The sequence below is a fragment of the Pantoea sp. MHSD4 genome, from assembly GCF_021043305.1.
GTDB classification, from domain to species: domain Bacteria; phylum Pseudomonadota; class Gammaproteobacteria; order Enterobacterales; family Enterobacteriaceae; genus Pantoea; species Pantoea eucalypti.
Genome location: NZ_JAJNDH010000004.1, coordinates 273,403 through 287,606, shown reverse-complemented (window position 1 = coordinate 287,606; position 14,204 = coordinate 273,403). Strand labels below are relative to the sequence as shown.

General features: G+C 56.4%; 13 protein-coding genes. 8 read left to right on the top strand and 5 right to left on the bottom strand.

Annotated elements, in window-relative coordinates; translation table 11 throughout:
* Nucleotides 1-53 precede the first annotated feature (53 nt).
* Nucleotides 54-1,691 carry a dihydroxyacetone kinase subunit DhaK gene (locus tag LQK91_RS14325; RefSeq protein WP_105099688.1) on the top strand — a complete coding sequence of 546 codons (1,638 nt, stop codon included), beginning with the start codon at nt 54-56 and terminating at the stop codon, nt 1,689-1,691.
* Nucleotides 1,692-1,705: 14 nt separating this feature from the next.
* On the opposite strand, the gene LQK91_RS14320 is transcribed toward LQK91_RS14325, so the two are convergent.
* On the bottom strand, nt 1,706-2,584 hold the full coding sequence (locus tag LQK91_RS14320; RefSeq protein ID WP_105099689.1) for a LysR family transcriptional regulator: 879 nt from the start codon (nt 2,582-2,584) through the stop codon (nt 1,706-1,708).
* Between the two features lie 257 nt (nt 2,585-2,841).
* Between LQK91_RS14320 and LQK91_RS14315 the strand changes: the two genes are divergently transcribed.
* Nucleotides 2,842-3,390 carry a YbhB/YbcL family Raf kinase inhibitor-like protein gene (locus LQK91_RS14315; RefSeq protein WP_105099690.1) on the top strand — a complete coding sequence of 183 codons (549 nt, stop codon included), beginning with the start codon at nt 2,842-2,844 and terminating at the stop codon, nt 3,388-3,390.
* A gap of 114 nt (nt 3,391-3,504) precedes the next feature.
* Here LQK91_RS14315 and proP read toward each other — a convergent pair whose 3' ends face one another.
* Nucleotides 3,505-4,971: a glycine betaine/L-proline transporter ProP gene (proP, locus tag LQK91_RS14310; RefSeq protein ID WP_039661383.1), complete on the bottom strand. Its 1,467-nt coding sequence runs from the start codon at nt 4,969-4,971 to the stop codon at nt 3,505-3,507.
* A gap of 477 nt (nt 4,972-5,448) precedes the next feature.
* On the opposite strand from proP, the gene LQK91_RS14305 reads away from it, so the two are divergent.
* The 6 genes from LQK91_RS14305 (at nt 5,449) to LQK91_RS14280 (ending at nt 10,158) form a co-directional block, all read left to right on the top strand.
* Entirely contained in the window at nt 5,449-6,468 is a 1,020-nt protein-coding gene (locus tag LQK91_RS14305; RefSeq protein ID WP_105099691.1) for an isopenicillin N synthase family dioxygenase, read from the top strand.
* 19 nt (nt 6,469-6,487) lie between these two features.
* Complete coding sequence (locus LQK91_RS14300; protein ID WP_105099692.1) at nt 6,488-7,291, top strand: MetQ/NlpA family ABC transporter substrate-binding protein; 804 nt, start codon at nt 6,488-6,490, stop codon at nt 7,289-7,291.
* Nucleotides 7,284-8,072, top strand: coding sequence for a methionine ABC transporter ATP-binding protein (locus LQK91_RS14295; protein WP_105099693.1), 789 nt, complete (start codon nt 7,284-7,286; stop codon nt 8,070-8,072). Before LQK91_RS14300 ends, LQK91_RS14295 begins: the two co-directional genes overlap by 8 nt.
* Entirely contained in the window at nt 8,060-8,728 is a 669-nt protein-coding gene (locus tag LQK91_RS14290) for a methionine ABC transporter permease (RefSeq protein ID WP_105099694.1), read from the top strand. The genes LQK91_RS14295 and LQK91_RS14290 overlap by 13 nt, the downstream gene beginning before the upstream one ends.
* 229 nt (nt 8,729-8,957) lie before the next feature.
* A complete protein-coding gene (locus LQK91_RS14285; protein ID WP_039661385.1) occupies nt 8,958-9,560 on the top strand; it encodes an NAD(P)H-dependent oxidoreductase in 603 nt (200 codons plus the stop codon).
* Nucleotides 9,550-10,158 carry a TetR/AcrR family transcriptional regulator gene (locus LQK91_RS14280; RefSeq protein WP_105099695.1) on the top strand — a complete coding sequence of 203 codons (609 nt, stop codon included), beginning with the start codon at nt 9,550-9,552 and terminating at the stop codon, nt 10,156-10,158. The genes LQK91_RS14285 and LQK91_RS14280 overlap by 11 nt, the downstream gene beginning before the upstream one ends.
* A gap of 85 nt (nt 10,159-10,243) precedes the next feature.
* Here the strand turns inward: LQK91_RS14280 and malG are convergent, their stop codons facing one another.
* Genes malG through malE form a run of 3 tightly spaced genes read right to left on the bottom strand, consistent with a single transcriptional unit; the run spans nt 10,244 to nt 13,916 of the window.
* Nucleotides 10,244-11,134, bottom strand: coding sequence for a maltose ABC transporter permease MalG (malG, locus tag LQK91_RS14275; protein WP_003851518.1), 891 nt, complete (start codon nt 11,132-11,134; stop codon nt 10,244-10,246).
* Between the two features lie 9 nt (nt 11,135-11,143).
* Complete coding sequence (gene malF, locus LQK91_RS14270) at nt 11,144-12,670, bottom strand: maltose ABC transporter permease MalF (RefSeq protein ID WP_105099696.1); 1,527 nt, start codon at nt 12,668-12,670, stop codon at nt 11,144-11,146.
* 55 nt (nt 12,671-12,725) lie between these two features.
* Nucleotides 12,726-13,916, bottom strand: coding sequence for a maltose/maltodextrin ABC transporter substrate-binding protein MalE (gene malE / locus LQK91_RS14265; RefSeq protein WP_105099697.1), 1,191 nt, complete (start codon nt 13,914-13,916; stop codon nt 12,726-12,728).
* Between the last annotated feature and the right edge of the window lie 288 nt (nt 13,917-14,204).

Here is a 14,204-nt window from a genome sequence, read left to right as displayed (position 1 = left end):
GGTATGTAACACTGCTTCATCAGCAAACCCGCATGCCTATGAGGAAAGAATACATGACCCGATTCGTAATGAATAAAAAGGATGATCTCGTCGACAGCGCGTTAGATGGCATGATTTACGCCAGCCCGTGGCGCAATCTGGTCCGGTTGCAGGTCGATCCGCGCATTCGCATCGTGATGCGTAATGACTGGCAAAAACAGCAGGTCGCGCTGATTTCCGGTGGCGGTTCAGGCCATGAACCGGCGCATGTCGGTTTTATCGGCAAAGGGATGCTGACGGCGGCCGTCTGTGGCGATGTGTTTGCTTCTCCCAGCGTGGACGCGGTTTACAACGCCATCATCAATATTACCGGTGAGGCAGGATGTCTGCTGATTGTGAAAAACTACACCGGGGATCGACTCAACTTCGGTCTGGCAGCAGAAAAAGCGCGTAAAGCGGGATTCAGCGTCACTATGGTGATTGTCGGTGATGATGTTGCGTTGCCCGATAACCCTCAGCCACGCGGCGTAGCGGGCACGTTGCTGGTGCATAAAGTGGCGGGCTTCGTCGCAGAAAGGGGGGATGACCTGGCGGCGGTGACCGAGGCAGCAGAGTCAGCCAGTCGTGCTATCGCCACTATGGGCGTTGCGCTCTCAAGCTGCCATCTGCCGGATGAGCAGACCGGCCAGCGGGTGCCAGACGGCAGCGTTGAAATGGGGCTGGGGATTCACGGCGAACCGGGTGTTGACGTAATGCAGACGCAAAACAGTCAGCAGATTGTGCAGCATCTGCTGGAGAAAGTGGTGCCGGACAACGATCAGCCACGCGCGCTGTTAGTCAATAATCTTGGTGGCATGTCCGCGCTGGAGATGAGTCTGGTAACGCGGGACCTGATTGAGTCGCCGCTCAGCCGGGGCAGTGATTATCTGATTGGCCCGGCTCCGCTGATGACCGCGCTGGACATGAAAGGCTTTTCCGTCACCTCCATGACGTTGACACCGCTGTTCGAGGAGGCAATCTGCGCGCCGGTAGAGGTCAGCGGCTGGGTTCCGGCTGTTAAAATTGCGCCTCTGCAGCCTGTTATTGCCCCCAGAGAGGCAACAGCACAGACGGCCCAACCCTCTGATAACCCGACGGTGGCGGCTTTCGTTGACAGCATCTGTTCAACCCTGATCGCCAGCGAAAGCGAGCTGAATAAACTGGATGCCCAGGTGGGCGATGGCGATACCGGCTCGACCTTTGCTGCAGGTGCGCGTCAGATCCAGCGTGAATGTGCGGATAACAAGCTGCCGTTAAATGCCTTACCGGATCTGCTCGCGGTGACGGGTGAACGACTGGCGACGGTGATGGGCGGCTCCAGCGGCGTGCTGATGGCGATCTTTTTCACCGCTGCCGCGCAGCAGCTGGCGGAAGGTGGTGCACTGCCCGCAGCCTTGCTGCAGGGTCTGGACAAGATGAAACAGTATGGCGGGGCACAACCCGGGGATCGCACGCTGATTGATGCGCTGCAACCGGCCATCGAAGCGCTGGTGGCGGGTAAATCGCTGACTGATGCGGCTGATGCGGCACAGCAGGGCAGTGATGCAACCGCCAGCATGGGGAAAGCAAAAGCGGGCCGATCATCTTATCTTAACAGTGCTAACCTCAACGGCGTGTCCGATCCGGGTGCCGTCGCGGTGGCCAGAGTGTTTGCAGCGTTAAAACAGCTTTAAACTTTCCGGCACACCTATGGCGCCAAACGCCTCTGAAGAAAGGCTAGTAACTGGCGGTTTACTTCGCTGCGCTGACGGTGCTGCGGGTAAACCGCATTTAGTGAGAGCGGGGACGGCAGATAGTCGTCCAGCACGGTCACCAGTTCACCGCGTTGCAGGGCAGTCTCAACGATAAAGGCGGGTAACAATACCAGTCCTAAGCCTGCCAGTGCGGCATCACGCAGGACCTCACCATTGTTACTCACCATCGGCCCCTGCACCGCCAGCCACTTCGGTTTACCATTCACCTGCAATTCCCAGCCATTCTGACCTTCACGTCCGTAGCGCAGACAGGCGTGTTGCAGCAGGGCTTCTGGCTGCTGCGGTGTGCCTGCACGTTCCAGATAGCGGGGGCTGCAGCAGATAACCCGCTTCAGCTCGCCCAGCGGACGGGCAATCAGCGTTGAGTCCGCCAGGGTGCCGATGCGTATCGCCATGTCCACGCCTTCGCCAATGACATCCGCATAGCGATCCGCCAGCTCAATCTGAAACTGCAATGCCGGGTGGTGGCTGAGGAACTCGGCGATCAGCGGCGACAGGTGGCTCATACCAAAGGACATCGGCATATTAATGCGGAAGGTGCCACGCAGCGCCTGCTGCTGCTCAGACACTGCCAGCTCTGCTTCCTGAATCTCATCCAGAATGCGCTGAGCATGTTGCGCGAACAATAAACCTGCATCGGTTACAGACAGCTTACGGGTATTGCGTATCAGCAGTCGTACTCCCAATGACGCCTCCAGCGCGGCCATGCGGCGGCTGACATACTGTTTCGATAACATCAGATGCTCAGCCGCTGCAGTAAAGTTGCCAGCATGCATCACGGCAACGTAAATCCGAAGGTCTTCAATCTGCATAGTGTCCACTTATCGGTGACAGTGACGATGATTCAGGCGAAACTTCAGCCAGAGGAGTTAACTTATATCGGGTAATACGCCATAGGGCAACGCGTCAGCACTATCAGCCAGCGCGACGGAGATCATAGATTTGCCGTTTTCTTACTCCTGAACGGGCGGTCAGTCGGGTCAATCGTATTAAAGCCGTTATAGTAAACAGGCAGTGACGCAATCCATCCGGGACATAATCTCTTGATTAATCTGATAAGGAGTAGCTGGTGAAAAAATTACTCTGCGCGACGGTGCTGGCCGTTTTGCCAATGACTACGCTGGCGGCGTCGGTGTTTACGCTGCAATCACAAGACTTCAGTGATAATGCGCTACTGGATAAAAAGTTTGCCGGTGCCAATAAAAGTAACCCTTCCTGTACCGGTGAGAATATTTCTCCTCAACTCAACTGGTCTGCTGCGCCTGCGGGAACCCGCAGTTTTGCGCTGCTGATGACCGATCCGGTCGGGGCCAAAGGGCTGGGGGTCACGCACATGGTGGCCTATAACATCCCTGCCAGCCGCACGTCGTTTGCGCAGGGGGCGCTGACAAAGGGCAAGGATTATACCGGTGGAAAAAATACGCCAGGCACGCTGCATTATTACGGGCCTTGCCCGCCAGCAGGCAGTGGTCTGCATCACTATAACTTTGTGCTGATCGCCACCGATTTACCGGTGGGGCAGCTGAAAGCGGGGTTAACCCAGGCAGAGTTGGTCACGCAACTGAAAGGCCATGCGCTGGGGGCGGCCAGCACAGTGGGCCGCTTCAGTAATGAATAATCTGCACCCGGAATAAAGAAACGCTTGTGGCACGCGTAAGGGCGGTTAAATAAGGTGGGCGGAGCGTCCGGTCGCAGATAAAAAAACACCCTGCAGAGCAGGGTGTCAGAACACTTATTTACCCGCTGTCGCGGCGGGTTTATTTCGTTTGCGCAGCTTGTCGATTAATCGATGTGCTTCTGCCTTAGTCGCCACCGCAGGGGAAGAACCGGTCAGCGGCTGACGGGCCGTCTCGCGAACGGTCAGAATAGTCAGCAGGCCAATGATACCCGCGCCCATCATGTAGTAGGCCGGCATCATCGTGTTTTTAGTGGTATCCACCAGCCATGCGGTAATCAGCGGTGTGGTACCACCAAACAGGGAAACTGACAGGTTAAAGCCAATGGCCAGCGCACTGTAACGGATATCGGTGGTGAACAGGGCTGGCAGCGTCGAAGGCATGGTGCCGCTGAAGCAGGTATGCAACACACCCAGAATCATGAGTCCGCCAAATACCGCCCACATATTCCCGGACCCGATCAGCATAAAGCTTGGGATAGCGAGGAGAATCAGGCCCACCGCACCAAAGGCAATTACCGGACGACGACCAATACGGTCAGTCCAGCGACCCCAAAGCAGCGTCAGCGGCATCATCACAAACATCGCCACCATCACCAGAAGCAGGCCACTTAACTCTGGCAGACCCAGTATCCCGGTCAGGTAGCTCGGCATGTACGACGTCAGCATATAGTTAGAAACGTTAAACAGCAGCACCAGACCAATACACTTCATCATCGGCGCACGGTATTTGCTCAGCATCTGCATCAGTGTCAGACGCGGTTTGCTCTGCTCCAGCGCTTCCTGTTTTTCCATATGCTGCTGGAATGCTGGCGTCTCTTCCAGCTTCAGTCGCACATAGAGACCAAACAGGCCCAGCGGCGCGGCGATAAAGAACGGCACGCGCCAGCCCCAGGACATCATGGCCTCATTGGACATCACGGTCGTCATGACCGTCACCAGGCTGGCACCCATCAGATAGCCGCCAATGGTCCCGAATTCCAGGAAGCTGCCCATAAAGCCACGGCGTTTATCGGTGGAGTACTCGGCGATAAAGGTCGCGGCACCGCCATATTCACCCCCGGTCGAGAAGCCCTGAATCAGGCGGGCCACCAGCAGCAGAATGGGTGCCATGATGCCGATTGAAGAGTATGCCGGGATCAGACCAATACAGAATGTCCCGATCGACATCATGATCATTGTCATCGCCAGTACTTTCTGTCGGCCGATACGGTCACCCAGCGGCCCGAATACCAGGCCACCAATCGGACGCACCAGGAAGGCCGCTGCGAACGTACCAAAGGTGGCAATCAACTGAACCGCGTTGTTGGCATCAGGGAAAAAGACTTTGCCGATGATCACGGCGAGATAGCTGTATACCCCGAAGTCGAACCATTCCATCGCATTACCTAATGCCGCTGCGCCAACCGCACGCTTCAGCATGTCGTTATCGATCACGGTAATGTCGTCGACAGTCAGCTCTTTAGGCTTCCTGTTCCAGAAATGTTTCTTTGGGTGTTCAGACGATGAGTTTCTGGTGTCCATATTCTCCTCAGGTGCATCAATGAAGGAGTCTTATAGCTTTCGCAGCCGCAAACAATGTTCAGAAGAAACCGTGGAAATGAAAGCTATAAGAAGCCGAAAAATTTTAAGTGAAGCGGCAAAAGCCGCAGCCGGTTAACCATAGACCACGATTGTAAGGTTTTGCAAGTTTTCAGCCGAAAAAACTAGCTTTGAAAGATAATTCAGCACGGCGCTCTGACTCCTGAGTGCTTACGGCCATAAATATTTGGAAATATTGCCTGTTAATAGCTCTTTTTATGTGTGGATCTGTTTATGGCTGTTTTCGCCACAATGACTGCCGAAAAAGAGGATCTCGCGTGCAGAGTAATCTGCGGCAGGGATGGCTATGGGGTGGTGGTATATTTCCATCCACCGCATATCCATAGCAGGATTAGTTGGTAGTTAACGCATAAAGGGAATGGCAGTGTAAGGCTATTCCATGCCAACAGAGTCTCTCTCATGAGCGCGTTAACAACAGCAGAATTGCCGGTCATCGATTTCGCATTATTGTCAGGTAATCAACAGCAGCAGCAACAGGTGCTGGAAAAGTTAAGCCAGGCCGCGCGTGATGTCGGTTTCTTCTATTTAATCAATCACGGCATCGACCGTGAATTATCAGATGAGGTTCAGGACGTCGCGCGGAAATTTTTTGCCCTGCCACAGGCGGAAAAATCCGCAGTAGCGATGGCTAACTCGCCTCATTTTCGTGGTTATAACCTGGCGGGCGTGGAAATAACCCGCAGCCAGCCCGACTATCGTGAGCAGTTCGATATTGGTGCGGAACGGGAAGCGCTGCCCGTTACTGCCGATTCCCCCACCTGGCAACGGATGCAGGGGCCGAATCAGTGGCCTGAAGGCTTACCTGAACTGCAAACCGTGGTCACCCGCTGGCAGCAGCAGATGACAGAGGTAGCGCTGGCGTTACTGCGCGCCTTTGCCCAGGCACTTAATCTGCCGCGCAACGCTTTCGACAACCTCTACGGCGACTATCCCAACGAACATATCAAACTGATTCGTTACCCGGGCCGCACCGAGGGCGAATCACGCCAGGGTGTTGGCGCGCATAAAGATTCCGGCTTCCTGACCATGCTGTTGCAGGATGACCAGCCGGGCCTGCAGGTTGAAGTGACACCGGACAACTGGATCGATGCGTCGCCGCTGCCGGGTACCTTTGTGGTGAACATTGGCGAACTGCTGGAGCTGGCGACCAACGGCTACCTGCGCGCGACGGTGCATCGCGTGGTCTCGCCACCTCAAAGCAGCGAGCGCTTATCCATCGCCTTCTTCCTGGGTGCCCAGCTGGATGCGGTGGTGCCAGTCTATCAACTGCCTCCTCAGCTGGCTCGGCTGGCGCAGGGACCGGGCAGCGATCCGCTTAACCCACTGCTGCGCGAAGTGGGCTGGAACTACCTCAAGGGCCGGCTGCGTTCGCATCCGGACGTCGCGCGGCGTTTCTATCCCGAACATAACACTCACTGATAACGATAAGAGATAAATGATGATTAAAAAGCGCTTTCTGGCCCTGGCCGGTCTTTCACTGCTGATTGCTCAAAGCTTACAGGCTGCACCGCTGCGCGTGGCGGCTGATCCCCTGCCGCACGCGGAAATCCTGGAGTATGTCAAAACTCTGGATCCTAAACTGGATATCAAAATTGTCGAGCTGAGCGGCGGCGTGAATGCCAATGAACTGCTGGCCGCCGGAGATGTGGATGCCAACTACTTCCAGCATCTGCCTTATCTGAAAGATCAGGAGAAAGCGCTGGGTAAAACCTTTGCCGTCGTTGCCAGCGTGCATATTGAGCCGCTGGGAATTTACTCGCGCAAGGTGAAATCACTGGCGGCGCTGCCAGAGGGTGCCAGCATTGCGGTACCGAATAACACCACCAACCTGAGCCGTGCACTGTGGCTGTTGCAGGATAAAGGCGTGATCAAGCTAAGCGCGAAGGGCGAGGCGGGTTCGACGCTGGTGACGCCGAAAGATATCAGTGAAAACCCGAAGAATATTAAAATCGTTGAGATTGAGTCGCCACAGCTGCCGCGCTCGCTGGATGATGTGGATGCCGCCGTGATTAATGGCAACTACGCGCTGGAAGCCGGGCTGACGCCCGCGAAAGATGCGCTGGGTCTGGAGTCCGCGGCCCATAACCCTTACGCCAACCTGCTGGTGACCACGCCTGAACGGGCTAAAGATCCGCGCGTGTTACAGCTGGCAAAAGATCTGCGCTCGCCGCAGGTGGCGGAATTTATCCGTAAAAATTATCAGGGCTCTGTGATTCCGGTTGCGGACGAGCAGCATGATTAAAATCAGCCATCTCAGTAAACATTACGCTGGCGCACCTGCGCCAGCTCTGGACGACATCTCACTCACCATCGAAGAGGGCACCATCTTTGGCATCCTCGGACGAAGCGGGGCGGGTAAAAGCACGCTGCTACGCTGCCTGAACCGGCTGGAAAGCCCTTCCAGCGGTCAGATTGAGATTGACGGACAGGATCTCGCCGCGATGTGCCTGGCGCAACTGCGTCAGCAGCGACAGCAGATGGGGATGATCTTCCAGCACTTCAATCTGCTGCATTCGCGCAATGTACAGGACAACGTCGATCTGGCGCTGGAGATTGCCGGGTTGCGAGCGGCGGAGCGGCGCCAGCGTGTGGCCTCGTTGCTGAAGCTGGTGGGGCTGGAATCGTCTGGCAAAGCCTGGCCGTCGCAACTCTCAGGTGGGCAGAAACAGCGTGTCGGCATCGCCCGTGCGCTGGCCGCCCGACCCCGTTATCTGCTGTGTGATGAGGCCACCAGCGCGCTGGACCCCGAAACCACCACCTCGATTCTCGATTTGCTTGCCGACATTCAGCAGCAGCTCAACATCACCATTGTGTTGATCACCCATGAAATGGCGGTGGTGAAGCGGATTTGTGACGGCGCGGCACTGCTTGAGAATGGCCAGCTGGTTGAAAGCGGCAGCCTTAGCCAGATCATGGGACGTGAAGAGGGACGCCTGCGCAAAATGCTGCTGAGGGATGGCGAAGCAGACCGGGCGTTTATCAAAAAATATCAGCATGAGGCATTAACCCGATGCGTAGCATGAGTAGTGAGCGGTTCCAGGAACTGCTGCTGAATGCCACTGGTGAAACACTCTATATGGTGCTGCTGGCGGCACTTTTCACGGTCGCGCTAGGCCTGCCGGTGGGCGTACTGCTGTTTCTGACCCGGCCAAAAGGCATTCTGCCCAATCGTGGGATTTCACTGCTGCTGAATACGCTGGTCAATACCGGACGCGCGTTGCCGTTTGTGGTGCTGCTGATTGCGCTGATCCCCTTTACCCGTCTGCTGGTCGGCACCACGCTGGGCAGCACTGCCGCCATTGTGCCGATTACGCTGGGTGCGTTTCCTTTCTTTGCCCGCATTGTGGAGAACGCGCTGGATGAGGTCGATCGCGGCCGAATAGAAGCGGTGGTATCAATGGGCGGCACGCTGTGGCATATCGTCAGTCGGGTTCTGCTGCCGGAAGCGCTACCCGCACTGGTGGCGGGCGTTACCCTGACGATTGTGATGCTGATTGGCTTCTCGGCGATGGCGGGCGTGGTCGGTGGCGGCGGACTGGGTGATCTGGCGATTCGTTACGGTTATCAGCGCTTCGACAACCAGATCATGACGGCCACCATTGTGGTGCTGCTGGCACTGGTGATGCTGATTCAGAAACTCGGCGACCGGCTGGTGCGCTCACTGGCTTATCGTCGGTAGGTTTTATATCTGACGCTGGCACAGAGCTCTGCAGATTGTTTTTAACGGTGAACAGGAAGGCAGCATTTTATCCCGCCTGTGTTCAGACCATGTTGTGCGGGCCCTTCCGGCATCAGGTGCGTTTAACCTGAAATGCGGTCTGCAAAAAGAGTAAACAGCGGCGCTTGATAACCTACCAATAGTAACTTACCTTTGGTAGCTTAATGGCTGAACAGGTAAGGTGACGACGATGCATGCATTAATAGTGACTTCTCATCCCAATCAGGATGCGCATACCCACCGCGTGGCGGACCAGCTGGCGCAGGGCATTATCTCGACCGGCCAGCACACGGCTGAAAAAGCCGATCTGGCAGCTGAAGGATTTGATCCGCGTTTCACGCTCACCGACCACCGGCATTTCAACGGCCAGGCGGAGGCATCGCCGGATGTGCTGGCTGAACAGCAGCGGTTAAATCGCGCTGATGCGCTGGTGCTGGTCTATCCAGTTTACTGGTGGTCATTTCCTGCCCAGCTCAAAGGCTGGATAGATCGGGTTTTCATTGCCGGATGGGCCTTTGATGAACAGGAGGGTCGGATAGTGAAGCGCCTCAATCATCTTCCTGTGCATCTGATTGCAATCGGGGGCGCGGATACGCGAACTTTTCTGCGGCGGGGCTATTTCGGCAGCATGCGAAATCAGATTGATCACGGCATTTTTGACTACTGTGGCGCGCCGGTGGTGACCAGTGAACTGTTGCTAAGCGGCGATGAGGGTTATCCTGAGTCACACTATCAGCTGGCGCAGGCGTTGGGCCAGCGTCTGTTCCCCCATCAGGAAAAACATGACCGTTGAGAAAGTACCGCGGAAACGACTGTCACGTGAGGCCCGACGCAGGCAGTTGTCGGATGTCGCGTGGCAGATTTTGCAAACCGAAGGCAGCGAAGCGCTGACGCTGGCACGGGTCGGCGAAGCGGCGGGCGTCAGTAAACCGGTGGTTTACGATCATTTCACCACCCGTCATGGATTGCTGGCAGCGTTGTATGACGATTTTGATCGTCGCCAGACCGAGCGAATGGACGCGGCGATGAATGCTGCGCCGATGGTGATGCAGCAAAAAGCGGAAGTGCTGGCCGCCTGTTATGTGGATTGTGTGATGACAGAAGGACGTGAGATTCCAGAGTTGCTGTCAGCACTCAGCACCTCACCGGAACTGGCCGCCGTCAAACGTCATTATCAGCTCGACTTTATCGCCCGTTGTCAGCACTGGTTTGCTCCTTTTACGGGCAGCAAAGGTATTGCGGAAGCAGGCATGTGGGGCTTGCTGGGGGGCGCGGATGCTATCGCCGCCGCCGTGACACGTGGCGATGTCGCTAAGCCGGAAGGCGAGCAGGCAATAACGGCCATGGTCGTCGCGCTGGTGACTGGCAGTAGTGCATCGGAGTCAGCGTAGGATAAAAAAGGCGGCCCGCAGGCCGCCGAATCATTCAACCACAACAGGCGTTGTGTAAGCAGTGGCAACGTACAATGATGATCGTTTAGCCTTTAACCCCGCCTGCGGTTAAACCGCTTACCAGCCAGCGCTGCGCCAGCAGGAACACCAGGGTGATCGGAATCGCGGAGAGCACCGCCGCGGCGGCAAAGTCTCCCCACAAATAGTTCTGCGGATTGAGATACTGTTGCATCCCGACCGCAAGGGTGTAGCTGTTGACGTCGCGCAGCAGCAGCGAAGCAACCGGCACTTCAGTGACCGCTGCGATAAACGCCAGAATAAACACCACCGCCAGAATCGGCACTGACAGCGGCAGCAGCACCAGCCGGAACGCCTGCCATGGCGTTGCGCCATCCAGCGCGGCGGCCTCTTCCAGTGATCCGTCGATGGTTTCGAAATACCCTTTAATCGTCCAGACATGCAGCGCGATGCCGCCCATATAGGCGAAGATTACGCCACCATGGGTATTCAGCCCGATAAACGGCAGATACTGACCGAGCCGATCAAAAAGCGCATAGAGCGCCACCAGTGACAAAACCGCCGGGAACATCTGGAATATCAGCATCCCTTTCAGCAGGCTGGCACGACCGGCAAAGCGCATACGCGCAAACGCATAGGCGCAGGTGGTCGAAAGTGCCACGATGCCTAGCGCGCTGATTGCAGCAATCTTGATCGAGTTCCATAACCATAACAGCACCGGAAAGGGCGGCGGTGTCACGCTTCCATCCGCATGTTCAACGCTGAAACCCAGCGCCAGCCGCCAGTGCTCCCAGGAGATCTGTTCCGGGATTAGGCTGCCGGTGGCGAAGTTACCGGATCGCAGTGAAATTGCGATCACCATCAGCAGCGGGAAGAGTATCGCCGCAATAAATACCAGCAGCAGCAGATGCGTGGTGAACAGACGCAGCCGTTGTGATTTGGGTTGTACCATAGCCATAACAACTCCTTAGTCGAACTTCATCCGCGAGGCTTTCAGGTTAATCACTGCCAGCGCACCCACCAGCAGGAAGATCAGCGTGGCGATGGCAGCCGCCAGACCAAAGTCCTGCCCGCCGCCGCCCTCAAAGGCGATGCGCCAGGTGTAGTTCACCAGCAAATCGGTATAACCGGCTGGCGTGGTCGTGCCAAGACGATCCGGTCCGCCGTTGGTCAATAACTGTACCAGCACAAAGTTATTAAAATTGAAGGCAAAGCTGGCAATCATCAGCGGCATCAACGGCTTCAGCAACAGCGGCAGCGTAATCAGGAAGAAGTTCTGCAGCGGTCCTGCTCCGTCCATCGCCGAGGCTTCATAGAGATCATCGGGAATTGCTTTCAGCAGTCCCATGCAGAGGATCATCATGTAGGGGTAGCCGAGCCAGGTATTCACGATAATCAGCATGGTGCGCGCTAGCGTCGGATCGCTGAACCACGCGGGCTTCACGCCAAACAGCGCGCTGAGCATCACGTTGATCTCACCAAAACTCTGGTTAAACAGCCCTTTGAAAATCAAAATTGAGATAAACGCCGGAACGGCATAGGGCAGAATCAGCATCACGCGGTAAATGGCTTTGCCGCGCAGCGCCTCCCACTGGACCAGACAGGCCAGCACCATGCCTACGGCGACGGTCAGCACCACGGTGATCAGCGAGAAGAGCAGCGTCCAGCCAAATATCGCCAGGAACGGCTTCTGAATCCCTTCATCAGTAAACACCCGCACAAAGTTTTTCCAGCCAGTATTCACGGTAAAGCCAGGGCTTAACGTTTCGTTGTCCCACTTATTGTCCGCGTTAACGGCCTGATAGAAGCCGGTCCGCGGATTGGCACGGTAATGCGTGCCGCTTTGCTGGTTAATTAGCTCATCCTGCGCGCCAACCCGATAGAGTGGCTGGGTGCCGGAGAACTGACGCAGCGAACTCATCCGCAGCTGACGGCCATCCGGCAGTTCTGCACGGATCTGGCTCAGCGCCTGACGGTTAGTGGTGATTACTCTTAAGGTCGCCCGTTCGCCAGCGGGTGGGGTCGCCGGGGCCATTTTCAGCGTCTGTTCCGGGCCAAACTGAAACGGCGGCGAGACAAAGTCTGCTTTGCCATCGTTCAGCACCAACTGCCAGCGATCGCCAGCCGGAAACAGTGAGAAACTCACTGCTTCACCCGCCTGGAATGTGCGGCCCAGCAGTACCTGCTGCGCCCGCTCAAAGGTGAGCTGGTTAGTGCTACTGTAGTTGGTAAAAGCGATAGCGATGGTGCAGGCGAGGGGGAACAGCACAAACAGCGACATTCCTGCCACGCCGGGATAGACATAACGCCACGCATAGGCGCGACGATTAGCAAAAATCCACAGCCCGGTTGCACTGAGGATCAGCGTCAGCAACGCAAACAGATATTCACCCTGCGCGTACATCAGTATCAGCAGATAGCCGACCAGCAGACAGCCGATTCCGATGAGAACGCCTTTCAGCAACAGACTGTGCGTTTTCGGTTTTCCTGACATGATGCGGTTTTCCTTAACGGTCACTCAAGCCGGGGATAACCCCGGCATGGGATTATTACTTCTTCAGGCGGGCCTGGGCATCTTTAAGCGCGGCGTCAACACTCTGACGACCGCCCAGTGCATTCAGCGTGGCGGTGCGCATCGCGTACCAGAAGGCCGCCATCTGCGGGATGTTTGGCATGATGTCGCCCTGTTTAGCGTTGCTCATGGTGGCGGCGATACGCGGATCTTTTTCCAGCGTCTGCTGGTAGGATTTCAGCGCCACGGCACCCAGCGGCTTGTCATTATTAACCGTTTCCAGTCCTGAATCGGTCAGCAGATAGTTCTCCAGGAACTCTTTCGCCAGCTCTTTGTTTGGACTGGCGGCGTTGATCCCGGCACTCAGCACACCGACAAAGGCTTTCGACGGTTTGCCCTTCAGCGTGGGCAGTTCAGTGACGCCATAGTCGATGCCGCTCTTGTCCAGGTTGCCCCACGCCCACGGACCATTAATGGTCATGGCGGTTTCGCCTTTGTTAAAGGCGGCCTCAGCGATGGAGTAGTCAGTGTCCGCATTCAGCGTTTTGGCTTTGACCTGATCGACCAGGAACTGCATGCCCGCTTTCGCGCCGGCGTTATCGACGCCGACATCCTTCACGTCATAGTGTCCGTCGGTGAGTTTAAAGGCGTAGGCACCGCCCGCGGCCAGCAGTGGCCAGGTGAAGTAGGGTTCCTGCAGGTTGAACATAATCGCGCTCTTGCCTTTGGCGCGCAGTTGCTTATCAAGACCGGCAATCTCTTCCCAGGTTTTCGGCGGGTTCGGCAGCAGCTTTTTGTTGTAGATCAGTGACAGCGCCTCAACCGAGATCGGATAGCCAATCAGCTTGCCGTCGAAGCGTACCGCGTCCCAGGTGAACGGGAAGATCTTCTCGCGGAAGCTGGCATCCGGCGTGACCTCCGCCAGCAGGCCCGACTGCGCGTAGCCGCCGAAACGATCGTGTGCCCAGAAAATGATGTCCGGGCCATCGCCGGTCGCCGCAACCTGCGGATACTTCTCCTCCATTTTGTCAGGGTGTTCGACCGTGACTTTGATGCCGGTCTCCTGCTCAAATTTCTTACCCACTTCGGCAAGGCCGTTGTAGCCCTTGTCACCGTTAATCCAGATGACCAGTTTACCTTCCTCAATTTTTGCCATTGCGCTTGCTGAAAAGAGCACAGCAGAGAGGGCAGAAAGGGCCAGAATGCGTGCTCCGGTTTTCGTCGTCATAAATCCATCCTGTTAGCGGAAGTGGTGAATGCTCTGTCGGCATCATTGTGCGTATCCATACCGGCATCTCATCCTCCTCCGCTCTACGCCCCTCAGCCTGCCTCTGTGATCTCACTGGCAAAAAGCGCCTTAAGCGGGTGCTTAAGCGGCAAAACAATCTTCGGGTCTGCGTTAGCGATCACAAAAAAGCGTGGCAAGGCGCGGGCTGACGCGTCAGCCCGTGTTTCTCCTCCTCCCGACTCCTCCCCCAGCAGTTTGCGTTACGGCGGAGGATGTTACCGATTGTTT